General features: G+C 63.3%; 21 protein-coding genes and 1 pseudogene. All 22 read left to right on the top strand.

The genetic code is table 11. The features are described from left to right. The first annotated feature begins 57 nt into the window (after positions 1-57). The 22 genes and pseudogenes from H7687_RS06685 (at position 58) to H7687_RS06580 (ending at position 25689) form a co-directional block, all read left to right on the top strand. Complete coding sequence (locus H7687_RS06685; protein WP_183346288.1) at positions 58-1323, top strand: metallophosphoesterase family protein; 1266 nt, start codon at positions 58-60, stop codon at positions 1321-1323. Further along, positions 1314-4277 carry an AAA family ATPase gene (locus tag H7687_RS06680; protein WP_183346287.1) on the top strand — a complete coding sequence of 988 codons (2964 nt, stop codon included), beginning with the start codon at positions 1314-1316 and terminating at the stop codon, positions 4275-4277. The genes H7687_RS06685 and H7687_RS06680 overlap by 10 nt, the downstream gene beginning before the upstream one ends. Before the next feature lie 176 nt (positions 4278-4453). Next, complete coding sequence (locus H7687_RS06675; RefSeq protein WP_183346286.1) at positions 4454-5350, top strand: DMT family transporter; 897 nt, start codon at positions 4454-4456, stop codon at positions 5348-5350. Between the two features lie 241 nt (positions 5351-5591). Continuing rightward, entirely contained in the window at positions 5592-6275 is a 684-nt protein-coding gene (locus H7687_RS06670; protein WP_183346285.1) for a site-2 protease family protein, read from the top strand. A 31-nt stretch (positions 6276-6306) separates the two neighbouring features. Beyond that, positions 6307-7290 (top strand): tryptophan--tRNA ligase, encoded by a 984-nt coding sequence (gene trpS / locus H7687_RS06665; RefSeq protein WP_183346284.1) that lies wholly within the window; start codon positions 6307-6309, stop codon positions 7288-7290. Between the two features lie 201 nt (positions 7291-7491). Next, positions 7492-8322: a segregation and condensation protein A gene (locus tag H7687_RS06660; RefSeq protein ID WP_183346283.1), complete on the top strand. Its 831-nt coding sequence runs from the start codon at positions 7492-7494 to the stop codon at positions 8320-8322. Positions 8323-8578: 256 nt separating this feature from the next. Then, a pseudogene (gene scpB, locus H7687_RS06655) lies at positions 8579-9145 on the top strand (SMC-Scp complex subunit ScpB); the annotation flags it as partial. Positions 9146-9312: 167 nt separating this feature from the next. Continuing rightward, positions 9313-10113 carry an AmmeMemoRadiSam system protein B gene (gene amrB / locus H7687_RS06650; RefSeq protein WP_183346282.1) on the top strand — a complete coding sequence of 267 codons (801 nt, stop codon included), beginning with the start codon at positions 9313-9315 and terminating at the stop codon, positions 10111-10113. Beyond that, positions 10113-12734, top strand: coding sequence for a CBS domain-containing protein (locus H7687_RS06645; protein ID WP_183346281.1), 2622 nt, complete (start codon positions 10113-10115; stop codon positions 12732-12734). Before amrB ends, H7687_RS06645 begins: the two co-directional genes overlap by 1 nt. 274 nt (positions 12735-13008) lie before the next feature. Continuing rightward, positions 13009-13392 (top strand): hypothetical protein, encoded by a 384-nt coding sequence (locus H7687_RS06640; protein ID WP_183346280.1) that lies wholly within the window; start codon positions 13009-13011, stop codon positions 13390-13392. 126 nt (positions 13393-13518) lie between these two features. Next, a complete protein-coding gene (locus H7687_RS06635) occupies positions 13519-14541 on the top strand; it encodes a DHH family phosphoesterase (protein ID WP_183346899.1) in 1023 nt (340 codons plus the stop codon). A 53-nt stretch (positions 14542-14594) separates the two neighbouring features. Continuing rightward, positions 14595-15731, top strand: a complete 1137-nt coding sequence (locus H7687_RS06630) for an aminotransferase class V-fold PLP-dependent enzyme (protein WP_183346279.1) — start codon at positions 14595-14597, stop codon at positions 15729-15731. Between the two features lie 227 nt (positions 15732-15958). After that, positions 15959-17281 (top strand): PhoH family protein, encoded by a 1323-nt coding sequence (locus H7687_RS06625; RefSeq protein WP_183346278.1) that lies wholly within the window; start codon positions 15959-15961, stop codon positions 17279-17281. Between the two features lie 66 nt (positions 17282-17347). Beyond that, positions 17348-18376 carry a tRNA (adenosine(37)-N6)-threonylcarbamoyltransferase complex transferase subunit TsaD gene (gene tsaD, locus H7687_RS06620; RefSeq protein ID WP_183346277.1) on the top strand — a complete coding sequence of 343 codons (1029 nt, stop codon included), beginning with the start codon at positions 17348-17350 and terminating at the stop codon, positions 18374-18376. Continuing rightward, positions 18376-19206, top strand: a complete 831-nt coding sequence (gene rsmA / locus H7687_RS06615) for a 16S rRNA (adenine(1518)-N(6)/adenine(1519)-N(6))-dimethyltransferase RsmA (protein WP_371877556.1) — start codon at positions 18376-18378, stop codon at positions 19204-19206. Before tsaD ends, rsmA begins: the two co-directional genes overlap by 1 nt. 59 nt (positions 19207-19265) lie before the next feature. Next, a complete protein-coding gene (locus H7687_RS06610; protein WP_183346275.1) occupies positions 19266-20618 on the top strand; it encodes a UDP-glucose dehydrogenase family protein in 1353 nt (450 codons plus the stop codon). A 163-nt stretch (positions 20619-20781) separates the two neighbouring features. After that, positions 20782-21717, top strand: a complete 936-nt coding sequence (locus H7687_RS06605) for a UDP-glucuronic acid decarboxylase family protein (protein WP_183346274.1) — start codon at positions 20782-20784, stop codon at positions 21715-21717. 6 nt (positions 21718-21723) lie between these two features. Further along, positions 21724-22089, top strand: coding sequence for an FtsB family cell division protein (locus H7687_RS06600; RefSeq protein WP_183346273.1), 366 nt, complete (start codon positions 21724-21726; stop codon positions 22087-22089). A 34-nt stretch (positions 22090-22123) separates the two neighbouring features. After that, positions 22124-22294, top strand: a complete 171-nt coding sequence (locus H7687_RS06595) for a hypothetical protein (protein ID WP_183346272.1) — start codon at positions 22124-22126, stop codon at positions 22292-22294. Further along, a complete protein-coding gene (gene argS / locus H7687_RS06590) occupies positions 22291-23955 on the top strand; it encodes an arginine--tRNA ligase (RefSeq protein ID WP_183346271.1) in 1665 nt (554 codons plus the stop codon). The genes H7687_RS06595 and argS overlap by 4 nt, the downstream gene beginning before the upstream one ends. Before the next feature lie 9 nt (positions 23956-23964). Further along, positions 23965-24777: an SPOR domain-containing protein gene (locus tag H7687_RS06585; protein ID WP_183346270.1), complete on the top strand. Its 813-nt coding sequence runs from the start codon at positions 23965-23967 to the stop codon at positions 24775-24777. 69 nt (positions 24778-24846) lie between these two features. After that, positions 24847-25689, top strand: a complete 843-nt coding sequence (locus H7687_RS06580) for a response regulator (protein WP_183346269.1) — start codon at positions 24847-24849, stop codon at positions 25687-25689. Positions 25690-25699: the final 10 nt, after the last annotated feature.

The following is a 25699-nucleotide window of genomic DNA, read 5'->3' as shown; positions in this document are numbered from 1 at the left end:
TGACTTGCCCCCGCGGGCGGCGTTATACCTGTGCAATTCACTTTTCCCGGAGCATGCATGCCCGTTCGCTTCATCCACACCTCCGACGTTCATCTCGGCAAGACCTACCGCGCCTCCGGCTGTGACGCCCAGCGTTACCAGGACTTCTTCACCACCTTCGCCGCCATCGTCACCGACGCCGTGCGCGAGCAGGTCGACTTCGTCCTCATCGGCGGCGACCTGTTCCACACCGGCCAGATTCTCCCCAGGACCTTCGCCAAGACCATCGAGATCCTGCAGCCCTTGAAGGATGCCGGCATCCCCTGCCTTGCCGTGGAAGGTAACCACGACTGGATCCACCGCCGCGACAGCATCTCCTGGATGGAAGCGCTCTCGCAGTTGGGCTACATCTACCTGCTGCGCCCCTCCAGGAGCGCCGATGGCGGCTACCTCTTCGACGCGTTCGACCCGGAGCAGGGGAGCGGCGGGCACATCGAGGTCAAAGGGGTGAACATCTACGGCCTCGGTTATATCGGCTCCCAGGCGGGCAACCATGTCCCCCGCATTTGCGACGCCATCAGCACCAGGCGCAACATCCTGCTCTTCCACGTCGGTGTCTGGACCTATTCTCCGGTCGAGATCGGCAACATAAAGCCCGAAGAGGCGCAACCCCTGGCGGCATGCTTCGATTACGTCGCTCTGGGCCACGGGCATAAGCCCTACATCGTCAACGATGCCGACGGTCGCCCCTACGCCTTCAACCCCGGCTCGCCCGATTGCGTCAACTTCGGGGAGGAGCGCTACGACAAAGGGTACTACCTGGTCGCGCTGGATCAGGACGGGAAGGTTCAGCATGAATTCCGCCGCACCACGCCGCGGCCGATGCTGGTGGTCACCGCCAACCTGGACGGGGCGGGCAACGCAACGGACGCCCTGGAGCTGTTCAAAGCTCAAATGGCGCAGAAGCTCGCCGGTTGCGCGGATGACCGGGCACCGCTTGTCGAAGTGCGCCTGGCCGGTAAGGTTGGTTTCCACCCCTTCGAGTTGAGCCGCGACCGTCTGCGCGCGTCGCTGTGCGAGATCTGCGAGCCGTTGCACCTGGAGATCAAGAACCACCTCTCCCTGGTCGCCGGCGGGGGAGGGGAGGAGAAGGTCAAGAAGAGCCTCGCTGAGATAGAGCGGGACGTCTTGGGCGAGCTGATCGGGGCCAACAGCCACTACCAGGGGCGCGTGGATGAATTGACGCGCCTGAGCCTGGCGCTGCGGGACCTGGTGCTCAAGGGAGACGTGGAAGGCGAGGAGCTTTTAAGTCTGCTCTCTTCGGGAGGTGACCAGTGCGCATAGTCTCGGTCCACCTCAGGAACATCAAGTCGCACCGCGACAAGGAACTGGTCTTCTCCCCGGGGATCAACGTCCTTTCCGGCGCCAACGGCTCGGGCAAGAGCACCATCTTCGAGGCGATCGGCTACGCCCTCTTCGGCGTCGACGCCAAGGATTTCGTCTCCAATGCGGAACGCTTCCTTACCATCGGCGCCAAGCGCGGCGAGATCGCAGTAGTTTTCGAACCCGCGCCGGGCGAGATGTACCGGGTGACGCGCACCGTGGGGGCTGCCGGCAAATGGCTCCTGGCCAGGGAGATCGGCGGCGAGTTCGAAGTCGAGGAACACGCCAACATGGAGGAGACCGAGGCGCGTATCGCGCAACTGCTCGGACTCTCCGCCGGGCGGCCGCTGTCGGAACAGTTCAAGCTGGTGATCGGCCCCTTCCAGAACGACTTCCTCGGCCCCTTCGTGATCAAGCAGCCCGCCAAGCGCCAGGATGCCTTTGACGAGATCCTCGGCATCGATGCATGGCGCAAGACACAAGACAAAACAAAGGTTTTGACCAGCACCATTAAGGCAAAGGTCGACGTGCTGCAGGCCGAGGTGGATAGCAAGTCGGAGCAGGTTGCCGTCCTCCCCGCCAAGGAAGAGGAGCTGGCGCTCCTACGGGCGCAGGGCGAGTCCAAGCGGACCGAGCTGGCGACGAAGACCGCGGAGCTTGAGCATGCGACGGCCTTGTTGGCCACGCTGGAGTCGAAGAAGGAGGCGATCCAGGCCATCCAGCAGGAGGTGCAGGGGCTGGAAGAGCGGGTCGAATCCGGCAAGAACTACGTCTCCACCCAACAACTGCTGGTCGAGCAATCGCGTCAGGCGGCGGCGGTGGTCGCGGCGTCGGCCGCGGGGAAGCAGGGATACGACGCGGCCGAGGCCAAGCTCAAAGAACTGCGCGAGCAGCAACAGCAGAAGCATCAACTGGAAAAGAAGCTTGCCGACCTGGAGCGGGAGCAGGGGAGCGTTCAGGCGATGTTGGACGCGGAGAGCCGCGAACTCGAACTGGCCAGGTCGACGATGGACGCGGAGCGCACGCGCCTGAAGAGCGACCAGGACGCACTGGCGACGGCCCTGGCGGAGCAGAAAAAGCTCGAGACCGTGGCGGCCCAGGGACTGGCTGCGGCGGAGCAGAGCCGGATTCTTTTCCGCAAGCTCCCCATGCACAACCTTGAGACGACGCTCCCGTACCTCAACGTCGCCCTGAGCCGGATCGAAGATATCGACCGGCAGATCAGCGAACGCGAGAGCGTGTTGGCGGGGGCTGCGCCGCTCAAGGCGGAGGCAGAACAGTTGGCGGCGCGCCAGCTTCAACTGGAGCAGATCCAGACGCAGCGGTCCGAACTCGCCGGGCGCAGGCATTCCCTGATCGAGGGGCGCGACAAGATCGGGGCAGGGGCCTGCCCGTTCTTCCAGGAGCCCTGCCAGATCCTGCAGGGGGGTGACCCGGCAGATCTCTTCGATGCCCGCATCGCCGCCCTCGATGATGAGATAGCAGCCCTGGACCGTAAGGCGGCTGACCTAGCGGCACAGGTCAGCACCGCGCAGCAGGCCGCTCGTGAGTTGGCAGGGGTGGAGCAGGTGGCCCTGGAGTTGACCAAGGCGGGGCTGGAGCGGACCAGGCAGGAGGAAGAATTCAGCCGCAACTACGCCCAGATCGCCACACCAGCACTTCGTGCTCCGCTTGAAGAGTGGTTGGCAACTGCCGGTGTTACCGGGATTTCTCTTGCGGAATTGTCCGGCGCCGACGTCGAACTGGCGGCCGCACCACAGCAGCGCCGGAGCGCACTGGCCCAGGCGACGGATGCCTGGCAGGGTGTTATCAGCAAGCTGGAAACGGCCCTGGAAGAGCGTGTGAAGCAGGCGGCCGAGCCGGTCCAGGAATGTGCACGCAAGCTCGCCGAACTGTCGGCACGAGGGGAGGCGCTGGAACAAAAGGAGCGCGAGATGGCCGACGCGCAAAAAAAGGCTGTCCTGCGCGAGCAGTCTGTGGCGCAACACGGCGCGCGGCTTGCCGCGTTGCTCACGGAGGTGGGAGCGCGGAAAACCGAAGTCGCCGCTTTCGCCGATGTGGAGCGGAGCCTGAAGGACGCCGAGGAAGAGCTGGTTCGTTTCCAGCCCGCGCGCGATACCTACATCGCCAACCAGAAGGCGGCGGAAGAGCTGGGCAAGCACCAGGAGACGCTGGAGAAATACCAACGTGGACTGCAGGCGCTCGCCACGACACTGGCCGCCAAGCAGGCCGAACTGGCAAAGCTCGTGGCCGATTATCGCCCTGAGCAGCACGAGGCCGCGAAGAACGATCGCGAGCAACTGGTGATGGCGGCTACGAGGCTGAAATCCGAGATTGGCGCCATAGCCGAAGGGGTGGTGCGGCTGGAAGGGGAGACCTCGGCGCTGCGCGCCGTCGCCGCCGAGATCGAGCAGAAACTGGCGGCCATCGAGAAGCTGAAGGAGCAGGCCGACCTGGTCAAGTTCCTGCGCAACCAGGTCTTCAAGAATGTATCGGCCCAGCTTTCCGAGCGGTTCCGCGAAGAGATCAGCTTCCGCGCCGACCGCATTTACCGCAGCATCAGCGAGTCCGACGAGGAACTGCTCTGGGGCGAAAATTACCAGATCGTGCTCAAGGACATGGTGGACGGTAACATGAGGGAGCGCAGCGACGACCAGCTCTCCGGAGGGCAGATGATGAGCGCCGTCGTGGCGCTGCGCCTGGCCCTGCTGCAAACCATCGGCGCCCGCATCGCCTTCTTCGACGAGCCCACCTCGAACCTCGACGCCGAGCGGCGCGAGAACCTGGCCAAGGCCTTCCGCGCCATCGACGTCGGCCAGGAGGAAGTCACCGAACACTGGTACGACCAGCTCTTCCTGGTCAGTCACGACGTGAGCTTCACCGAGATTACCGACCAGACCATACAACTCGACTAACCCTCATTCATACGCCCCCTCTCCCTCTGGGAGAGGGCTGGGGTGAGGGCGCTGCAATAGGCGATGATCCCCCTTCGTGGTACCTCCCTCACCCGCCCTTCGGGCACCCTCTCCCGGAGGGAGAGGGCATTAGCGGAAGATTTTCGCGCGTTGCTAATCAATAAGGACATTTGTTCATGAATAACAAACACCGTGGAGCCTGGTTCATCGTCGCGTCGGCGGCGGGATTCGCCACGCTCGGCATCCTCATAAAAAGCGCGTTCGCCGGCGGCGCCAATATCAGCACGGTACTGGCCGGGCGTTTCCTGCTGGCTGGCCTCTTTCTCTTCGGCATCCTGCGCGCCCGCGGCATCAACTGCAGCCTGGACCGCAGGACCGCGCTGCAGCTCATCCTCATGGGCGCGGTCGGCTACGGCGGCATGTCCGGGCTTTACGCCAACGCCATCCATTACCTCCCCGCGTCGCTCACCGGCATGCTCCTGTACACCTATCCCGCCCTAGTCACCATTCTGGCGCTGATCGTGGGGGACGAGCGCTTCAACGCGCCCAAGGGGATCGCACTCGTGGTCTGTTCGGTAGGACTCGTCCTGGTGCTGGGGGCGTCGTTCGAAGGGGCGCAGCTTGCAGGCGTCCTTTCCGTCCTTGGGGCCGCGGTGATCTACAGCTGCTACATCATCATCGGCAATCGAATCCTCAAGAACATCGATCCCATGGTGACCTCGCTCTGGGTCTGCACCGCCGCCGGGCTTGCCTTCTTCTGCTATGGCGCCGCCAAGGGTGAATTGATCCTGGATGTTAGCCTGCGTGGGTGGCTTTCCATCGTCGGTATCGCCGTCTTCCCGACGTTGTTCGGCGTCATGGGATTCTTTGCCGGCCTGCGCCTGATCGGCGCCACCAACGCCTCCATCATCAGCATGTTGGAGCCGCTGATCACCGTGCTCCTGTCCGTCATCCTGCTCGGCGAGCGCATCACCCCGCTGCAGGGATTCGGCGGTGCTGTGCTCCTTTTCGGCGGGTTGATCCTGCAGCTTTGGGGGCACGAGGCAAGGCACGAGACGGTCACAGAAGTTTAGAGGACCGTCGGCTTTCGTCCACTCTCCCTCTCCCCCCGGGAGAGGGTTGGGGTGAGGGCACTGCCTTAGGCTAGATATCGCTTCGTGGCGCCGCCCTCACCCGGCCTCCGGCCACCCTCTCCCAGAGGGAGAGGGGACACGGTGAAGCGCTCATCCCCGCCAATCGCCTGCTATCGTTGACTTTCCGGCACCGATCTGCTAGAGACATAGGGCTTGTAGCTAACCCGGCTTAAAGGAAGACATGGAAGAGTTCTTCATAAAGTTGTCCATCATGTTGGTTCCCGCGTTGATGGCAATTACCTGCCATGAGGTGTCGCACGGCTGGGTCGCAGACAGGTTCGGCGACAACACGGCGAGATACCTGGGGCGCCTGACGCTCAACCCGCTGAAACACCTCGATATCCTGGGCACGCTGATGATCTTCGTGATCGGGATCGGTTGGGCCAAACCGGTGCCGGTCAACTTCGGCAACCTGCGTCACCCCAAACGGGACATGATCTGGGTCGCAGCCGCCGGCCCCATCACCAACTTCTGCCTGGCAACGGTTTCGGCTGTTGCCATGCGCGCCGTGATAGCCGGCACCCAGGGCGCCGCCGACGGGTCGATGCTGGCCGCCTTCGCCGACCCGATCACCCTGATGCTTGCGTTCTCGGTCTACATCAACCTGCTGCTGGGCGTGTTCAACCTGATCCCGGTGCCGCCCCTGGACGGGGGACGGGTCGCGGTCGGATTGCTGCCGTACGGGCTGTCCATGGCGCTGGCAAGGGTGGAGCCGTTCGGCATGATCATCATCGTGGCGTTGGTGTTTCTAACCAATGCCTTTAGTTATGTAATTGCACCCGCCCTCAACTTCGGCGTGCACCTGCTGGCCGGTCCCTACGCGAACCTGGTCTTCGGTGTCACCAAGCTGATGATGAAGGGGTAGGGGAGCAGAATCCAAAAAGGAGTTCGATTCTATGAGCAACAACCGTATCGTTAGCGGCATGAGACCGACCGGAAAGCTGCACCTGGGGCACTACCACGGGGTTCTGTCCAACTGGATGGAACTGCAGCGCAACTTCGAGTGCTTCTTCTTTGCCGCCGACTGGCACTCGCTGACCACCGAGTACGCCAGCACGGACGGTATCCAGGACAGCATCAACGAGATGGTGCTCGACTGGCTCGCTTTCGGAATCGACCCGGAGCAGAGCGTGATCTTCAAGCAGAGCCGGGTGCCGCAGCATGCGGAGCTGAACCTGATCCTCTCCATGATCACCCCGGTCTCCTGGCTGGAGCGCAACCCGACCTACAAGGAGATGCAGGAGAACCTGACCACCAAGGACCTCTCCACCTTCGGCTTCCTCGGCTACCCGGTGCTGATGGCTTCCGACATCATCGTGTACAAGGCCGCGCGCGTCCCCGTGGGGCAGGACCAGATCCCGCACCTGGAGATCACCCGCGAGATCGCCCGCCGCTTCAACTACCTCTACGGCGAGGTCTTCCCGGAGCCGGCCGCGCTCTTGACCGAGACCCCGAAGGTGCTGGGCATCGACGGCCGCAAGATGAGCAAGAGCTACGGCAACGCCATCTTCCTGTCCGATGACGCCGAGGAGACCAGGAAGAAGGTCATGTCCATGGTCACCGACACCCTGCGCCCCTTCAAGCGTGATCCGGGCGAGCCGGACCGCTGCGTGGCCTTCACCCTGCATTCCCTCTACGTCGATGCCGACAAGCGTGCCGAGATCGTCGAAGGGTGCCGCGGCGCGCAGCTTGGCTGCGTAGACTGCAAGAAGATCCTGGCCCAGGCCATGGTCGATACCCTGGCGCCGTTCCGCGAGAAGCGCGTGGAGCTGGCCGAGAAGCCGGGCCTGGTGGATGAAGTGCTGGCCGAAGGGAGCCGCAAGGCCGAAGTCGTCGCCAAGCAGACCATGGACGAGGCCCGCGCGGCGCTCAAAGTCTAACGGCTTTAACGGCTTTAACGGACGTTCAAGGTTCAACGTTCAACGTTCGATGTACCTTCTGCCTGTGGGGAGCGGCATCTCGGCGGCACCTTTGTCACGTTGAGCGGTCAGGGGAGTAACAAGTAACGGCGACCTCGCCCGTCGCGGAAATCCCTCTCGAACGTTGAACATTGAACGTTGAACCGCTTTTTAGGAGTTTTTTTGTCGCTCGAAGAGATGCAAAGCAACCTTTTCTCCGAAGCCCTGGAGCAGTCGTACCGGGTGCAGATCGAGGAGTTCGAGGGACCGTTGGACCTCCTGCTCCACCTCATCAAGAAGAACGAGGTGGACATCTACAACATCCCTATCGCTGCCATTACCAGGCAGTACCTCGACTACATGGAGATCATGAAGGATCTCAACCTGGATATCGCGGGTGAGTTCCTCGTGATGGCGGCGACGCTGCTGCAGATCAAGTCGCGCATGCTCCTGCCGGTTACCCCGGAGGAGGACGCCGATGGCGAGGTGGAGGACCCGCGCGCGGAACTGGTGCGGCGCCTCCTGGAGTACCAGCGCTACCGCGACGCTTCGCAGATGCTCAACTGCCGCAACCTCCTGGGGCGCGAGGTCTTTGCCCGCAAGTTCGACTCCCCCGAACTGGGTGAACTGGATCCGGTGGAAGAGCCGGCCGACGTCGAGCTGTTCGAGTTGATCGAGGCCTTCCAGAAGGTGCTGGCGCGCGTCTCGGTCGACACCTTCCACGACGTCGTAGCCGACGGCATCTCCATCGCCGACCGCATCGGCGAAGTGCTCTCCATCCTGCATGCCGAGAAGACCGTCTGTTTCGACTCGCTCTTCAACACCGGCATGACCCGCGATCTCCTGGTGGTCACCTTCCTCTCCATCCTCGAGCTGTGCAAGCTCAAGCTGATCAAGGTAGTGCAGATGGACAGCATGGGCTCCATCTGGCTCCATCTGGCAGCCAAAGAGGAAGGAGAGGGTGAGGGAGGCGAAGAGGGCGAGGGCGTTGCGGAAGGGACTGGCTCCGTTTAGGTGCCTGTCCCTCTAGCGGAACGCTCCATTCCGCCCAGCCACGTTACCCAACCCCTAAGGGGACAGGCACCTGCAAGCCCCTCTCCCTCCGGGAGAGGGTGCCCGAAGGGCGGGTGAGGGAGGTGCCACGAAGGAGGATCATTGCCTATTGCAGCACCCTCACCCCAGCCCTCTCCCGGAGGGAGAGGGGGGTTGGCATCTTGGCGGAAGTTCATCGCTAGTCAGGTTTGGTTTTTAAGGTCTACGGAGGCATCTGTTGTCGGGAAAGTCGCTAAAAGGAATCGTTGAAAGCATCCTGTTCGTCCACGACCAGCCGCTCACGCTGGACCGGTTGGCCGGCATCCTGGAGGAGTACGACCGTGCCGACCTGCGCGCCGCGCTGGACGAGTTGATCCAGGATTACGAAACCGCCGAGCGCGGCATAGTGTTGATCCAGGTGGCCGGGGGCTACCAGCTGCGCAGCCGTCCCGAGCACGGCGACTACATCCGCAGGCTCAACAAGACCAAAGGCGTGAAATTCAGCCAGTCCGCCCTGGAGACACTGGCCATCGTCGCCTATCGCCAACCCATCACCCGCGCCGAGGTGGAGTACCTGCGCGGCGTCGATTCCGGCGGGGTCATGAAGAGCCTCCTGGAAAAGAAGCTGCTGCGCATCATGGGCAAGAAGGACGTTCCCGGCAAGCCGCTCATCTACGGCACCAGCCGTGAATTCCTGGAACTCTTCGGCCTGAAGGACCTGAACCAGCTCCCGACGCTCAAGGAGATCCAGGAACTGGTGCCGCCCGATCCGTTCGCCGACCAGCCGGCGCTCCCGCTGGGATCCGGCGTTGCCACCGACTCCGCGCCTGCCGCCGACTCTGTGGAAACCGACGCTTCCCTCGAATCCGTTGATTCCATTGACTCCTTGGAACCCGTTGAAGGGTAATCGCTGCTGAGTTAAAATATTGCCTGGTGCGCTGTTCATTAGCATTTCCGCAAAAGGAGGCTGGTATGGTACGGCAACCTGCAGTAGCTGGTAAGTTCTACACCGGCGATCCCAACCGGCTCCGCCGGGAGCTCGCAGAGATGATGCCGCAGGGTGAGACCCGCAAGGCAATCGGCATCATTGCCCCGCATGCGGGCTACGTCTATTCCGGCAAGGCGGCAGGCAAGGTCTACGCCGCGATCGAGGTCCCCGATGCCGTGCTGATCCTGGGGCCGAACCACACCGGCGCCGGTGTAGCCGCGGCGCTCGCCCCGGAGAACGAATGGCTCACGCCGCTGGGCCCGGTGCCGGTCAACCGGCGCCTGTCGCAACTCATCCTCGAAAACGCCCCGCTGGTCCGTGAGGATCCGCTGGCGCACCGCTTCGAGCACTCCCTGGAAGTCCAGGTCCCTTTCCTGCAGTACCGTAACCCCCGCGTCTCCATCGCCGCCCTCTGCCTGGCGCTCCCCGACTATCCCTCCATCGCCCGGATCGGCGAGGGGATCGCCCGTGCCATCGCCGCCTACGGCGAAGACGTGCTCATCGTGGCCAGCTCCGACATGACCCACTACGAGTCCGCCGCCGCTGCCAAGGTGAAGGACGACCAGGCGCTGGCCCGGCTCGCCGACCTGGATCCGGAGGGACTTTTGAAAGTCTGCCGCGAGAAGAACATCACCATGTGCGGGGTCATCCCGGCCACCGCGCTCCTGGTCGCGGCCAAGATCATGGGAGCCGACTCCTGCCGCCTGGTGCACTACACCACCAGCGGCGAGGTGAACGGCGACCTGAACAGCGTCGTCGCCTACGCCGCCCTGATGGTTTCCTGATGGAGATAATCACCACCCACGTCAACGCCGATTTCGACTGCATCGGGTCCATGGTCGCTGCCAAAAAGCTCCATCCCGATGCGGTCCTGGTCTTTTCCGGCGCCCAGGAAAAAGGGGTGCGGGACTTCTTCCAGAAAGCGCCACACCCTGAATTCGAGTCCCTGCGCATCAAGGACGTGGATTTCTCCACCGTAACCCGTCTCATCGTCGTCGACTGCCAGCACTCCGCCCGCCTGGCCAAGTTGGGCGAGCTCGCCCAGAAGGAGGGGGTGGAGCTGCTGATCTACGACCATCACCCCATCAGTTCCGGCGATCTCAAGGCCGACGGCGGCATCATCCGTCCCTGCGGCTCCACCACCACCATCCTCGCGACGCTTTTGATGCAGCGCGGCATCGAGGTGAGTCCCGCTGAGGCCACCCTGATGATGCTCGGCATCCACGAGGACACCGGCAACCTCACCTTCCCCTCGACCACGGCCGAAGACTACGCGGTGGCGGCCTGGCTCCTGGAGCGCGGCGCCCAGCTGAACGAGGTCGCCGACTCCATCGGCCGGGAACTGACCGTGGAACAGGTCTCGCTGCTGAACGACCTGCTCACCTCGCTGAAGACCAGTTCGCTCAAGGGGGTGGACGTCTCGGTTGCGCACGCCTCGGTGGACCGCTATATCGGCGACATCGCCTCGCTGGCGCACATGATCCGCGACATGGAGAACCTGCAGGTGCTGTTCCTGGTGGTGGGGATGCAGGACCGGGTCTTCATCGTCGGCCGCAGCCGCATCCCGGAGGTGAGGGTGGGCGAGATCCTGCGCGAACTGGGCGGGGGAGGGCACGCTACCGCGGCGTCGGCCACGGTGCGCGGGTTTACCCTGATCCAGGTGCTGGAGCAGCTGGACGCCGTGCTGAAAAAACGGGTCGATCCGATCCGCGTCGCGCGCAGCATCATGTCCTCGCCGGTCAAGACGCTTCCCCCCGACTGCACCATCGAGGAGGCGCGCGAGCGACTGGTGCGCTACAACGTGAGCGCCATGCCGGTGCTCTCGGGCGACCAGGTGCTGGGCATCATCTCGCGCAAGACGGTGGAGAAGGCCCTCTACCACAACCTCAACGCGGTGCCCATTTCCGAGTACATGCACTCGGAGTTTTACGCCGCCAACCCGGAAACGCCGATCAGCGAGATCCAGAGCTACATGGTGGGGGGCGATTCCCGCCTGGTGCCGGTCCTCGACCAGGGGCGGCTGGTGGGCGTAATCACCCGGACCGACCTTTTGCGCTACAGCCTGGGGGGCGAGGCGATCTACGACCTGTCCCGCGACGCCATCCAGGTGAAGAACCGCGAGGTCGAGGGGATGATGAGGCGCTACCTCCCCAAGAGCTCGGTCGAGATCCTGCACAACCTGGGGCGGGTCGGCGACCGGCTCGATCTCCCGGTCTACGCGGTCGGCGGCTTCGTGCGCGACCTGCTGCTCGGGCAGCAGAATGCCGATGTCGACGTCACCGTCGACGGTGACGGCATCCTTTTCGCCGAGACCTTTGCCGCCGAGTTCGGCTGCCGGGTGAAGAGCCACGAGAAGTTCGGCACCGCCGTGATCGTCTTCCCCAACGGCTTCAAGATCGACGTGGCCAGCACCAGGCTCGAGTACTACGTCTCGCCCGGAGCACTCCCCACCGTGGAGCGCTCCTCGCTGAAGATGGACCTGTACCGCCGCGACTTCACCGTGAACACCCTGGCCATCGCGCTCAACAGCCAGTCCTTCGGGAAGCTGATCGACTATTTCGGAGCCTACCGCGACCTGCAGGCCAAGGTGATCCGCGTGCTGCACAACCTCTCCTTCGTCGAGGACCCGACCCGGGTGTTCCGCGCCATCCGCTTCGAGCAGCGCCTCAACTTCAAGATCGCCAAGCACACCGAGGACCTGATCAAGAACGCGGTGAAGATGGACTTCCTGGTGAAGCTCGGCGGCAGGAGGCTCCTCTCCGAACTGGTGCAGATCCTGAGGGAAAAGGAACCGCTGCAGGGCATCGGCCGCATGGCCTCGCTGGGGCTTTTGCGCTTTATCCATCCCTCCATCGAGTTGACGCCGGAATTGCAGGCCGCCCTGGAGGAAGTGCGCTACGTGGTGTCCTGGTTCGACCTCTTGTACCTGGAGCGTCCCTACGAGCGCTGGGCGGTGTACTTCCTCGCGCTGTGCGAGGTGCTCTCGCATGAACAGTTCTGGGCCACCTGCACCAGGCTTGCCGTCAGTGAGCACCAGAGGGAGCACCTGGCCGAGATGCGGCGCCAGGGCGAGGAACTGATCGGCGCCATGGAGCGCAAACTCGCGCGGCAGGAGCGGCTGGAGAGCAGCGAGATCTACTTCACCCTGCGCGTGCTTTCCGTCGAGATCCTGCTCTATCACATGGCCAGAAGCCACAACCCCGAAACCAAGCGCTGCATCTCCCTTTATTTCACCAAGCTGCACGGTATGGAGCCCCTCATCGGAGGGGAAGAGCTGAAACGGCTGGGCATCAAACCCGGTCCGATCTACCGGGAACTTCTGGACGCGGTGTTGAGCGCAAGGATGAACGGAAAGGTCTCCAGCAAGGACGACGAAATCCGGTGGGTGCTTAAGCTTATCGCGTAGCTGTTGCAAATTTGCCACACCACCGTCTTTTCACGGTGGTGACGTAAAATCCCGGTTAATAACGTTTTTTGTCAGAAGAGCCAGTGATGTGAGGCGTTTACAGCACATTAAAGAACCCTTCCCCAGTGTTTCACCTTTTCCCCTTTAGTTCATCTTGACGTGTCGCTTACGTAATTTCAGATGGTTAGCGGATTATTGTGGTGTCATACCTTTTTTGGCCTCTGATTTGCAGTAGTGATGGCGCATCTCTGCATGAACCGGAAAAGGGGAACGTATGAAGAACCTGAAGCGCGCCGTGGCTATCGTAGTAACCCTCCTCTCTATTGCAACTCCCTGTTTCGCAGACGAAAACGCAATGAAGACCATCTTCGAGGATTCTTTCTACGGCGGTCTCGCCGGCGGCCTGGTCGGCGCCGCCATGCTCGCTTTCACCGACAAGCCCGGTGACCATTTGCAGAACGTAGGCATCGGCGCGGGTATCGGTGTCATCGTTGGCGCCGTCTACGGCGCGGTCACCACTTCCAGGTCCCTGGCCGAATACGACAACGGCAAGGTGAAGTTCGCCATTCCCACCATCCACCCCGAATTCAGGGAAGGGAACGTCAAGGGGCAGAGCAACATCGTCGCCATGGCCGAACTGCTGCGCGGCAAGTTCTGATCCAAAACCCTCATCCAAACGACCCAAAGGGAGGCTCTTGCCTCCCTTTTTTTTTGCACCCGCGCCGGGCGTGGGATAAACTTCACGGGTTTGCAGTTCACCAGCCGGGGGTGCCCATTGGCGGAAATCGAAACTCGCACCGATTTGCTTTCCTATACCGACGCCATGCTCACCTGGGTCAGCGGACGAGGCCGCATCCTCATCGTGGTGCACGACAATCCCGACCCGGACTCGCTCGCCTCGGCCATGGCGCTCAGGCACCTCTTCGCGGTACGACTGAACCGTGAGGCGGTGATCGCCTTCTCCGGCATGATAGGGCGAAGCGAGAACCTGGCCATGGCGAAGCTGCTGCAGATCCCGCTCACGCCGTTCCCGCTGATCGACCTGAAGGCCTTCCCCGTAATCTGTCTTTTGGACACCCAGCCCGGCACCGGCAACAACTCGCTTCCCCCCGAGGTGCGCGCCGACATCGTCATCGACCACCATCCCATGCGCGACAGCAGCGCGTCCTGTCGCTGGGTCGATATCCGCCCCAACTACGGCACCACCGCCACCATCCTGTACGAGTATCTGAAGGTGCAGGGGGTCTCGGTGGGGACCAAGCTGGCCACCGCGCTCTTCTACGCCATCAAGTCGGAGACCCAGGACCTGGGGCGCGAGGCAACCAGGCCGGACCGGGACGCTTACCTGGTCCTCTTCCCCCTGGCCAACAAGACCCTGCTGAACAGCATCACCCGGCCCAACCTCCCCAGGGAGTACTTCATCGCGCTGCACAGCGCGCTGGAACATGCCAGCCTCTACGGCAAGGTCCTGGTCGCCTCCCTGGACGGGGTGCAGTTCCCCGAGGTAGTCTCGGAGCTGGCCGACCTCCTGGTGCGGCTGGAGGGGACCGAGACCGTTCTCTGCCTGGGGCACTACAGCCAGGAACTGATTCTCTCCATCCGGACCACCAGCGAGGAGATCAACGCTGGCGAACTGATCCGCAAGCTCGTGGCCGGCATCGGCGCCGCCGGCGGACATGGCATGATGGCGGGGGGAAAGATCGACAACGTGGCGCCGGAGCGGGTCGCGGAACTCGAAGCGGTGCTGACTCAGAGGTTCCTGGCGGAGCTCCAGGTGACCGACCCACCATTAGCGTTAGTCCCGTAAACAATTCATGAAAGCGGTTGCCAAAGCCCCCTTAAAATGCTAGTAAATACGGTATGTCCGTATTCCTAGATAACGCAGCGACTTCATTCCCGAAACCGGATGCCGTGTACCAGGCGATGGACGCTGCCATGCGGGAAGTCGGTGTCGCGCCGGGTAGGGGAGGGTACCGCCAGTCGCTTGCCGCCGCCCGCATCGTCTTCGAAGCACGCTCCGCATTAGCCCGCTTTTTCGGGGTCTCGGACTCCTCCCGCCTCGTCTTCACCCACAGCGCAACGGAATCGATCAACATCGCCGTGTTCGGACTGCTGAAACCCGGCGACCACGTGGTCTCCACCAGCGTCGAGCACAACGCGCTGTCGCGTCCGCTGCACCTGGCAGCGAAGCGCGGCGTCGAGGTCACCTTCGTGCCGTCGGAGGCCTGCGGCGTGGTGTCGGAACAGGACATCGCCCGCGCCATGCGCCCCAACACCAGGCTGGTCGCGCTGGCGCACTGCTCCAACGTCACCGGCGCGGTGCAGCCCATCGCCGGGATCGCCCGGGTGGCGCGGCAGGGGGGCGCGCTGTTCCTCGTCGACGCAGCGCAAAGCGCCGGCTTCTTCCCCATCGATGTGGAACAGATAGGGATCGACCTCCTGGCGGCGCCTGGCCACAAAGGCCTTTACGGTCCTCCCGGCACCGGCATCCTCGCCGTCGGCCCGGGCATAGTCCTGGAACCGCTGCAGGTGGGCGGGACCGGCGGCAGTGCCAGCAACCCCGAGCCCCCGGAGCAGATGCCCGAGCGGCTGGAGAGCGGCACCATCAACACACCGGCCATCGCCGGTCTCAAGGCGGGGCTGGAGTTCATCGAGGCGACCGGCCTCGACGTGATCCGGGCCCGGGAGACCGCCTTGGTGGACCAACTGCTGGCAGGACTGTCGGGTATCACCGGGGTGCGGCTGTACGGCCCGCTCCAGGGCGAGCGCGGCGCCGCCGTCTCCTTCAACGTGGAGGGGCACGATCCGGCCGCCCTTGGTTACCTGCTCGACAGCGAGTACGACATCAGCGTGCGGGTGGGGCTCCATTGCGCACCGGACGTGCATCGCAGCATCGGCAGCTTTCCCGAGGGGACCGTGCGGGTGAGCCCCGGCTTTTTCAACACCGAATCGGATATCGACTTTTTTATTAAGGCGCTGCGTGAGATAATATCATGAGCGCCGCGCCGACTCATTAGTCGGGCGCAGCACGTCACCATGCTGCACGAGCCTGCGAGGGTATTGCTGATGAGGACGGCGCCGGGCGAATGATCATTCGCCCCTACCATTAACCAGCACGAGACGGCCATGGAGCCGTGGAAGGGGATACTACGAAAAGTTCAGCTTTGTTGGTCAGGGATGAGGTATTCGGTTTTTCTGAAGGCAGCAACGTACAGGGAGTGGATATGAAGAAAATCTATGTTCTTGATACAAATGTACTTCTGTACGACCCGCAGGCTCTCACCAAGTTCGAAGACAACTCCATCATCATACCCATCACGGTTATCGAGGAAATCGACCGGTTCAAGAAGGACATGAACGAGACCGGCCGCAACGCCCGCCAGGTGTCCCGGCTCATGGACGCCTTCCGCAAGGAGGGGTCGCTGTCGCAGGGGCTCGAGTTGGATAGCGGCGGCACCCTGAAGATCGAGATCTACGAAGAAAAGGTGATGAAGCGGCTCCCGCCTGAGTTGCGCGAGGAAAGGGGCGATAACCGCATTCTGGCGGTGGCCGTGGACCTCATGGAATCGCAGAAAGAGATGCCGGTCATCCTGGTCACCAAGGACACCAACCTGCGCATCAAGGCCGACGCCCTGGGGCTCTCGGCACAGGATTACGAATCCGACAAGGTCGCCATCGACGAGCTCTACACCGGCTGCGCCACCCTCGAGGTGGGCGCCGATGCCATCGACCGCTTCTACAGCCAGGGATGGCTGGACATGGATACCAACGGCTACCTGCCCAACCAGTACCTGTGCCTCACCGAGGTCGGCAACCCGTCGCACAGCGCCGTGGGGCGCTTCGACCACGTCTCGCGCAGGATGGTGCCGCTCTCCAAGCTGGACCGGGAAGGGGTCTGGAGCCTCTTCCCCAGGAACCTGGAGCAGTCCCTCGCGCTGGACGCCCTGTTGGACGACGACATCAAGATCGTGACGCTGGTCGGGAAAGCCGGTACCGGCAAGACGCTCCTCGCCATCGCCGCCGGCCTGCAGAAGACCGCCGAAGAGAACGTCTACAACCGCCTGCTGGTATCGCGCCCGGTGTTCCCGATGGGGCGCGACCTGGGCTTTCTTCCCGGCGACATCGAGGAGAAGCTTTCCCCCTGGATGCAGCCGATCTTCGACAACGTCGAGCTCCTTCTCAGCGGGCACGAAGGGGAGAAGCGCCACAGCAAGGGGTACAAGGAACTGATGGCGATGGGGATCCTCGAGATCGAGCCGCTCACCTACATCAGGGGGCGCTCCATTCCGAACCAGTACATGATCGTCGACGAGGCGCAGAACCTCACCCCGCACGAGATCAAGACCATCGTGACCCGCGCCGGCGAGGGGACCAAGATCATCCTGACCGGCGACCCGTACCAGATCGACAACCCCTACGTGGATGCCGAGAGCAACGGTCTCACCTACGTGGTCGAACGCCTGAAGGAACAGGCCATCTCCGCCCACGTCACCATGACCAAGGGGGAACGCAGCGACCTGGCCGAACTGGCGGCGAACCTGCTGTAACGGACGCGAAAACCTTAGAACGGGAGAAAAAAGGGGGCACGCTGCTGGTGCCCTCTCTATTTTTTTATGCTTTTACTTGCGCTGGAATCTTCATGTGACGAAACCGCGGCGGCGGTGGTTAGGGACGGCAGGACCGTCCTCTCCAGCATCGTGGCAAGCCAGATCAGCACCCATGCCGAGTACGGCGGGGTGGTCCCCGAGATCGCCTCGCGGCAGCACCTGGAGGCGGTCTCCATCGTGGTGGAGCAGGCGCTCCAGGAAGCGGGGGTGGGGATCGCGGACATCGAGGGGGTGGCGGTGACCCAGGGGCCGGGGCTTGCCGGTGCGCTCCTGGTCGGCATCTCCGCCGCCAAGGGGCTCTCCTTCGGGAGAAGGATCCCGCTGGTCGGGGTGAACCACATCGAGGGGCACCTGCTGGCCGTGTTCCTGGAGCGTCCGGTGGAGTTCCCCTTCATCGCCCTGGCGGTCTCCGGGGGGCACTCGCACCTGTACCGGGTCGACGGCATCGGCCGCTACACGACGCTGGGGCAGACGGTGGATGACGCCGCCGGCGAGGCGTTCGACAAGGTTGCCAAGCTGATCGGACTTCCCTACCCGGGGGGCGTGGCCATCGACCGTCTCTCCGCCGGTGGCGATCCGCAGGCCATCAAGTTCCCGCGACCGCTTTTGCACGACGGCACCTTCAACTTCAGCTTCTCGGGGCTGAAGACCGCGGTGCTCACCCACGTGAGCAAGCACCCGGAGGCAAAAGAGGCGGGCATCAACGACCTGGCCGCCTCCTTCCAGGCAGCGGTGTGCGAGGTGCTCACCAAGAAGACGGCGGCGGCGATCGCCGAGACCGGCATCAAACGGCTGGTGGTGGCGGGCGGGGTGGCGTGCAACAGCGGCCTGCGCCGCTCCATGGCGCAGTACGCCGAGGCCAACGGGGTGGAGCTTTCCATCCCCTCGCCGAAGCTGTGCGCCGACAACGCGGCCATGATCGCGGTCCCCGGCGACTTTTACCTGGGCGCCGGTTACCAGAGCGGCTTCGACTTGGACGCGCTTCCGGTCTGGCCCCTCGACAAACTCGCGGCGCGTTTCCAGGGAGGGAAGTGATGGAGAAAAAGATCAAGGCCAAGAAGGAGTTCGGCCAGAACTTCCTGGTGGACGACAACGTGCTGCACCGCATCGTTTCCTGCGTGGCGCCGGCAAGCGACGACTGCATCCTCGAGGTCGGGCCGGGGAGGGGGGCGCTGTCACGCCTCCTGGTGGCCAGCGGGGCGCGCTTCGTGGCGGTCGAGTGGGACCGCGAGCTGATACCCTTTCTGCATGCCGAGTTCGCCGGCAACGACCGCGTCGAGATCGGCCACGGCGACATCCTGAGGGTGGACCTCCCTCAGATCCTCAGCACCCGGGCTCCGGGGCGCAAGTGGAAGGTCGCCGCGAACCTCCCCTACAACATCTCCTCCCAGGTGCTCTTCAAATTCATGGAGCACTGCGACCTCTTCGAATCGCTGGTGCTCATGCTGCAAAAGGAGGTCGGCGACCGCCTCACCGCGCCTCCCGCCTGCAAGGACTACGGCGCTCTCACCGTGCTGCTCAGGCTGCACTTCGACATCCGCCGCGAGTTCATCGTGAAGCCCGGCTCTTTCCGTCCCGTCCCCAAGGTCGATTCGGCGGTGCTCACCTTCACGCCGCTGGCCGCCCCGCGGGTCGAGGTGGGGGACGAGGAGCTGTTCCGCCGCGTGGTGAAGGGTGCTTTCATCCAGCGCAGAAAGACGCTGTTGAACTCGCTGCGCTCGGCCGGTTTCGATGACGGCGACGGCTCACTTAGCGCCGCGCTCTCCCGCTGCGGCATCGACGGGCTCAGGCGCGGGGAAACCCTGTCGCTGGAAGAGTTCGCGGCGCTCTCCAGGGACTTGTGCTCGGGGAAAAGTCTGGCATAAACACACATGAGTGTGCTATATAAGAACGCTAATTTTTTGTCATAAGAGGAGTGCGCCTCATGAAAGTATGCGTGATCGGTTCCGGATACGTCGGCCTCGTGGCCGGCACCTGTTTCGCCGAGAGCGGTAACGACGTCATCTGCGTCGACGTCGACCAGGAAAAGATCGAAGGTCTCAAGCGTGGCGTAATCCCCATCTACGAGCCCGGGCTGAAGGAAATGGTGCTCAGAAACGGCGAGGAAGGGCGCCTGAAGTTCACCACGGACCTGGATGCCGCCGTCAAGGAGTCCCTGGTCTGCTTCATCGCGGTAGGGACCCCGCCCGGCGCGGACGGCTCCGCCGACCTGCAGTACGTCCTTTCGGTGGCCCGCAACATCGGCCGCTCCATGGATAGCTTCAAGATCATTGTGGATAAGTCCACGGTCCCCGTGGGGACTGCGGACAAGGTGCGCGCGGCGGTGAAGGAAGAGCTCGACGGCCGCGGCCTGCACATCGAGTTCGACGTGGTCTCCAACCCCGAGTTCCTGAAAGAAGGGGCGGCCATCGACGATTTCATGAAGCCTGACCGCGTCGTGATCGGGACCGACAACGTGCGCACCGCGGAAATAATGAAAGAGCTGTACTCGGCCTTCATGCGCAAGTCCAACCGCATGCTGGTCATGGACATCCGGAGCGCCGAGATGACCAAGTACGCCGCCAACGCCATGCTGGCGACCCGGATCACCTTCATGAACCAGATCGCCAACCTGTGCGAGATGATGGGCGCCGACGTCATGGCCGTGCGCGAGGGGATCGGCTCGGACTCCCGCATCGGCTACGACTTCCTCTTCCCCGGTGTCGGCTACGGCGGCTCCTGCTTCCCCAAGGACGTGAAGGCGCTGGTGCGGACCGCGGACGAGTGCAACTACGACTTCGTTCTCTTGAAGGCGGTGGAGGAGGCCAACGAGCGCCAGAAGCGGATCCTCTCCGACAAGATCGAGCGTCGCCTGGGGCAGGGGGGCGGCAAGCCGCTCGCCGGCATGAGCATCGCCGTCTGGGGCCTGTCCTTCAAGCCGCGCACCGACGACATGAGGGAGGCACCCTCGCTCACCATCATCAACCGGCTCCTGGAGCTGGGCGCTACCGTGCAGGCCCACGACCCCGAGGCCCTCAACGAGGCCAAGAAGCACTTCGGCGACCGCATCGGCTACCACATGAACCAGTACGAGCCGCTCAAGGGCGCCAACGCCCTGGTTATCATCACCGAGTGGAACGAGTACAGAAACCCCGACTTCGACCGGATCAAGGCGCTCTTGGTCAACCCGCTCATCTTCGACGGCAGGAACCTGTACCAGCCCGGCCGCATGCGCGAGATCGGCTACGAGTACCACCCCATCGGCAGAAACGGTGCGGCATCGTGTGAAATGGAATAACGGCCGTTCAACGTTCTACGTTCAACGTTCGCCCAGTTTTTTTGCTTTGGCTCTTTTCTTCCTGGCGGCAGCTGGTGTCCCTGCCGCCAAGGCACAGTTCTTCGAAGGCAGGGAACCTGTCGAACGTTGAACGTTGAACGTCGAACGGGTTTTGAGAGGTTTTATGCGCATACTGGTCACCGGCGGTGCCGGTTTCATCGGATCACATCTTTGCGAGAGGCTCCTGAAGGAAGGGCACGACGTCATCTGCCTCGACAACTTCTTCACCGGCAGCAAGCGCAACATCGCACACATGCTGGACCACAGCAGCTTCGAGTTGATCCGCCACGACGTCACCGAGCCCATCCTCCTCGAGGTGGACCGGATCTACAACCTGGCCTGTCCCGCTTCGCCGATCCACTACCAGTACAACCCCGTGAAGACCACCAAGACCAGCGTCATGGGCGCCATCAACATGCTGGGGATCGCCAAGAGGGTAAGGGCCAGGATCCTGCAGGCCTCGACCTCGGAGGTGTACGGCGACCCGCAGGTGCACCCGCAGACCGAGGCCTACTGGGGCAACGTCAACACCCTGGGACTGAGAAGCTGCTACGACGAGGGGAAACGCGTCGCCGAGACCCTGATGATGGATTACCACCGCCAGAACCACGTCGATGTCAGGATCATCAGGATCTTCAACACCTACGGCCCCAAGATGGCCGAAAACGACGGCCGCGTGGTCTCCAACTTCATCCTGCAGGCCCTCAAGGGGGAGGACATCACCGTCTACGGCGAGGGGGAACAGACCCGTTCCTTCTGCTTCGTCTCCGACCTCGTGGAAGGGATGGTGCGCATGATGGAGACCCCCGGCTTCACCGGCCCGGTCAACCTCGGCAACCCCGCCGAGACCACCATCCTGGAATTCGCCAAGAAGATCATAGCTCTCACCGGGTCCACCTCGCGCATCGTCTATCGCCCGCTTCCGGCGGATGACCCCAAACAGAGGCAGCCGGACATCACCCTGGCCAAGCAGATGCTGGGCTGGGAGCCCAAAGTGAGCGTGGACGACGGGCTCAAGCAAACCATCGACTATTTCCGCTCCGTCCTCACCTCGGCATAGGAACGCATGCAGAAACGATTTTTTCTAGTACCGGCCGCAGTGATCATCTTCATTCTCTGCTTCACCGTCTTCGGTGACCGGGGACTTTTGCGCATCAACCACCTGCACCGCGACCTGGACGAGACGCAGAAGCGCCTGAACGAGTTGAAAGAGGAAAACGACAAGCTGAAGCGGGAGATCGCCGCGCTGCAGTCGGACCGGCGCTACCTGGAGAGCATCGCCAGACGCGACTTCGGCCTGGTGCGCAGCAACGAGGTGATCTACCAGTTCCCGGGAGGCGGCAAACCCGCTGCTGCCGGCACTCCGGCACCGGGGCCCGCGGCGGCAAAACCGGCCCAGCCTGCGCAGCCGGCGCCGCGCTCCGGCAAGTAACCAAGCCCCCAGCGGGCATTTTGAGGGAAAAGGTATGACTCAGGCTGGAAAGCAACACTGCGTGGTCTGCGCCTGGCGCGAACACTGCTCCAAGAAATTCTGCGTGCCCGACGGCGGCGCCCGCTGCCCGGACTTCACACGCGACGTGACCATAAAACCCGTGCCCGACGCGGAAAAGGATAAGGAAAGGGAGGAGAAGATATGAAGGAGCAGCTGCGCGCATGCATCCTGAAGGGAATCGAGGGGTGTTTCGCCGACGGCACGCTCACCTCTGGTGCGGTCCCGGCCATCAACGTGGAGAAGCCGGCGCACGCCGAGCACGGAGATTTCGCTACCAACGTCGCCATGCAGATGGCCAAGCTGGAGCGCAAGGCGCCCCGCGCCGTGGCTGAGGCCCTGGTCAAGAAGCTCGCCGAGGCGTCCGACCTGATCCAGTCGGTTGAGATCGCGGGGCCGGGCTTCATCAACTTCTTCATCAAGGACAGCGCCTGGAGAAAGATCCTCACCGACATCGACCGCGCCGGTGACGGCTACGGCAAGAGCAGGGTGGGCGCCGGCAAGAAGGTCCAGGTCGAGTTCGTCAGCGCGAACCCCACCGGCCCGCTGCACATCGGCCACGGCCGTGGCGCCGCCACCGGGGATGCGGTGGCATCGCTGCTCTCCGCCGCCGGTTTCGACGTGCAACGCGAGTACTACATCAACGACGCCGGCAACCAGATGAACACCCTGGGTCTCTCCGGTCTCCTGCGCTACAAGGAGCTCCTGGGCGAAAAGATCGATTTCCCGGAGAACTGCTACCAGGGCGACTACATCAAGGACATCGCGCGGGACGCCATCACCAAGCACGGCGACCGCTTCCTCAAGGCGCCCCAGGAAGAGGGCGTCGCCTTCTTCGCCAAGATGGGGGGCGACCTGATCCTCAAGGGGATCGACGACGACCTGCAGGACTTCGGCATCCGCTTCGACAACTGGTTCTCCGAGCAGTCCCTGTTCGACGAGGGGAAGGTGACCTCCGCCATCGCCGAGATGCAGGAGAAGGGGCACATCTACGAGCAGGAAGGGGCGCTCTGGTTCAGGACCACGGCCTTTGGCGACGACAAGGATCGCGTCGTGGTGCGCAGTAACGGCGTCACCACCTACTTCGCCTCCGACATCGCCTACCACCGCGACAAGTACGCGCGCGGCTTTGACTGGGTCATCGACGTATGGGGCGCCGACCACCACGGTTACGTACCCAGGCTGAAGAGCGTCGTGCAGGGGCTCGGCCGCCCGGCGGACGATCTGGGCATCATCCTGGTGCAGCTGGTATCGCTTTTGCGCGACGGCCAGCCGGTGGCCATGTCCACCAGGAGCGGCGAGTTCGTCACGCTCAAGGAGGTCGTGGACGAGGTGGGCCGCGATGCCGCCCGCTTCTTCTTCCTGATGCGCCGCTCCGACAGCCAGCTCGACTTCGACCTCGAGCTCGCCAAGCGTCAGAGCAACGACAACCCGGTCTATTACGTCCAGTACGCCCATGCGAGGATCAAGAGCATCTTCGACACGGCAAAAGAGCGCGGCGTGGAGCCGAACTTCTCCGGCGTGCGCCTGGAGCTTCTGCAAACGGCCGACGACATGAGCCTGATCAAGAAGCTCTCCCTCTACCCGGAGATCCTGGAAGGGGCGGCGGTGAACTTCGAACCGCACCGGATCACCTACTACCTGCAGGACCTGGCCGGCGAGTTCCACAGCTTCTACAACAAGAGCCGCGTGATCACGCCGGAGGAGCCGGAGTTGACCCAGGCCCGTCTGTTCCTCTTGCACTGCGTGGCGGTCACCTTGAAGAACGCGCTGACCGTGCTTGGCATTTCGGCTCCGGAGAGGATGTAGGAGGAGCGCATGCGGCTTGACTACAGCGACAAGATGAAGGCGGTCAGGGAGAGCGCGGAGCGCGTGAAGCCCGTGCAGAAGAACCGCCCGCGCCGCGAACCGATCGGCACCTTTGCGGTGGTCGGCCTGTTGCTGCTTGCCCTGGGGTACGGCGCCGGGGTGCTGACCGGATGGTTCCTGTTCAAGGGGAAGGTCGACGCCAAGGCCCTTGCCGCGGCGCAGGCCGCGGCCCAGCAGAAGGCACAGGCCGCAGCCGTGGCGCAGCCGGCGCCCGCCGCTCAACCGGGGCAGGCGGTTCCGCCCGGCCAGCCGGGGCAGCCCGCTCCCGACGTCCCCCTTACCTTTTACAAGACCCTCCCTTCCGGCGGCAAGGGGGCCATGGGGAGCGGCATCAACACCAAGCTTCCCGAGGTGCAGTCCAAGGCGGCAGCACCGGCGCCGGCCGCGAACGCGGCGCCCGCTGCCGAACCGGCATCGGCCAAGCCCGCGGCTGCCGCTGCGGCCGCCAAGGCGCCCGAGGCGAAACCGGTTGACATGGCCGGCGACAAGGCTGCCGATACCGCCGCTGACAAGCCGGCCGCTGAAAAGCAGGGGGGCGAGGCGCGCTACCTGGTGCAGGTCGCTTCCTACAAGGACAGGAAAGAGGCCGACGCGGTGCGCGCCAAGCTGGTCGCCAAGGGGGTGGCCGCCTACCTGGTGGAATCGAAGCTGCCGGACAAGGGGGTGTGGTACCGGATCAGGGTAGGGCGGCACCTCTCCAGGCAGGAGGCGCAGCAAGTGGCCGGGAAGGTGGGGAGCGGGGCGACCGTGGTCGCCGAATAGCTTTTTTGCCCCCTCGGTAGTTTTTTTTCTCTCCCCGAGCTACAGTTAACCCCGGGATGGGGAGGCACTATGGAAAAGCGAAAAAAGCTGGGCGAAATATTCGTCGAGAACGGGCTGCTCACCGAGAAAACGGTGGAGCGGATGCTGGCGGTGTCCAAGAAGCTGGGCAAACGCTTCGGGACGGTCCTGGAAGACCTGGAACTGGTCACCGGTGAGGAACTGGCCCAGGCCCTGGCGACGCAGTATGGCTGCCGCGTTGCCAGCAACTTTGCCGGCTACAGCTTCTCGCCGCAGCTGCTGAGGATCATCTCGGTGGACGTGGCGATGCAGAACAACATCTTCCCGCTCAAGCTGGACGAGAAGAGGCTGGCGCTGGCCATGGCCGACCCCACCGAAACGCGGGTGGTGCGCAACATCTCGGCCAACCTCGGTTTGACCATCACCCCCTTCATCGCCACCAGGAAGGAAATCTACGCCGCGATCTGCAGGAACTACCTGCAGAAAGAGGTGTCCAGCGCCGCAGCCCACACGGTGCTGGTGGTCGAAGACGACAAGTTGATCGGGACCATGTTCGGCGATTTCCTGGGGCGGGAAGGGTTTCGCGTCATCCATGCCGCGGATGGCCTGGAGGCCTACAAGGCGGTGCTCACCGAGAAGCCGCACGTGGTGCTCACCGACCTGATGATGCCCAAGCTGGACGGCTTCGGGCTCTTCGACGCGCTACGCAGCGTGCCCGATTTCAACGCCATACCGGTGATACTGATCACGAGCTCTTTGCAGCCCGAAGACGAGGTGAAGGCCTTCGAGAAGGGGTTCTTCGACTTCATCGAGAAGCCGGTGCGGGAGGAGACCCTGATCACCCGGGTGAAGAGGGCGCTGCAGTTCAGGGAGCGCAAGTACCAGTTGACCTAAGCGGTTCGCC

Origin of the sequence: Geomonas paludis, assembly GCF_014193585.1 — a bacterium.
Taxonomy (GTDB): Bacteria; Desulfobacterota; Desulfuromonadia; order Geobacterales; family Geobacteraceae; genus Geomonas; species Geomonas paludis.
The sequence above is the reverse complement of the archived record's forward strand: the minus strand, read 5'-3'. Positions and strand labels throughout refer to the sequence as shown.

Bases quoted from the DNA above. Each gene is read 5' to 3' on its own strand.
- H7687_RS06685 (WP_183346288.1), top strand. From the start codon at position 58: ATGCCCGTTCGCTTCATCCACACCTCCGACGTTCATCTCGGCAAGACC.
- H7687_RS06675 (WP_183346286.1), top strand. From the start codon at position 4,454: ATGAATAACAAACACCGTGGAGCCTGGTTCATCGTCGCGTCGGCGGCG.
- H7687_RS06670 (WP_183346285.1), top strand. From the start codon at position 5,592: ATGGAAGAGTTCTTCATAAAGTTGTCCATCATGTTGGTTCCCGCGTTG.
- trpS (WP_183346284.1), top strand. From the start codon at position 6,307: ATGAGCAACAACCGTATCGTTAGCGGCATGAGACCGACCGGAAAGCTG.
- amrB (WP_183346282.1), top strand. From the start codon at position 9,313: ATGGTACGGCAACCTGCAGTAGCTGGTAAGTTCTACACCGGCGATCCC.
- H7687_RS06645 (WP_183346281.1), top strand. From the start codon at position 10,113: ATGGAGATAATCACCACCCACGTCAACGCCGATTTCGACTGCATCGGG.
- H7687_RS06640 (WP_183346280.1), top strand. From the start codon at position 13,009: ATGAAGAACCTGAAGCGCGCCGTGGCTATCGTAGTAACCCTCCTCTCT.
- H7687_RS06630 (WP_183346279.1), top strand. From the start codon at position 14,595: ATGTCCGTATTCCTAGATAACGCAGCGACTTCATTCCCGAAACCGGAT.
- H7687_RS06625 (WP_183346278.1), top strand. From the start codon at position 15,959: ATGAAGAAAATCTATGTTCTTGATACAAATGTACTTCTGTACGACCCG.
- tsaD (WP_183346277.1), top strand. From the start codon at position 17,348: ATGCTTTTACTTGCGCTGGAATCTTCATGTGACGAAACCGCGGCGGCG.
- rsmA (WP_371877556.1), top strand. From the start codon at position 18,376: ATGGAGAAAAAGATCAAGGCCAAGAAGGAGTTCGGCCAGAACTTCCTG.
- H7687_RS06610 (WP_183346275.1), top strand. From the start codon at position 19,266: ATGAAAGTATGCGTGATCGGTTCCGGATACGTCGGCCTCGTGGCCGGC.
- H7687_RS06605 (WP_183346274.1), top strand. From the start codon at position 20,782: ATGCGCATACTGGTCACCGGCGGTGCCGGTTTCATCGGATCACATCTT.
- H7687_RS06600 (WP_183346273.1), top strand. From the start codon at position 21,724: ATGCAGAAACGATTTTTTCTAGTACCGGCCGCAGTGATCATCTTCATT.
- H7687_RS06595 (WP_183346272.1), top strand. From the start codon at position 22,124: ATGACTCAGGCTGGAAAGCAACACTGCGTGGTCTGCGCCTGGCGCGAA.
- argS (WP_183346271.1), top strand. From the start codon at position 22,291: ATGAAGGAGCAGCTGCGCGCATGCATCCTGAAGGGAATCGAGGGGTGT.
- H7687_RS06585 (WP_183346270.1), top strand. From the start codon at position 23,965: ATGCGGCTTGACTACAGCGACAAGATGAAGGCGGTCAGGGAGAGCGCG.
- H7687_RS06580 (WP_183346269.1), top strand. From the start codon at position 24,847: ATGGAAAAGCGAAAAAAGCTGGGCGAAATATTCGTCGAGAACGGGCTG.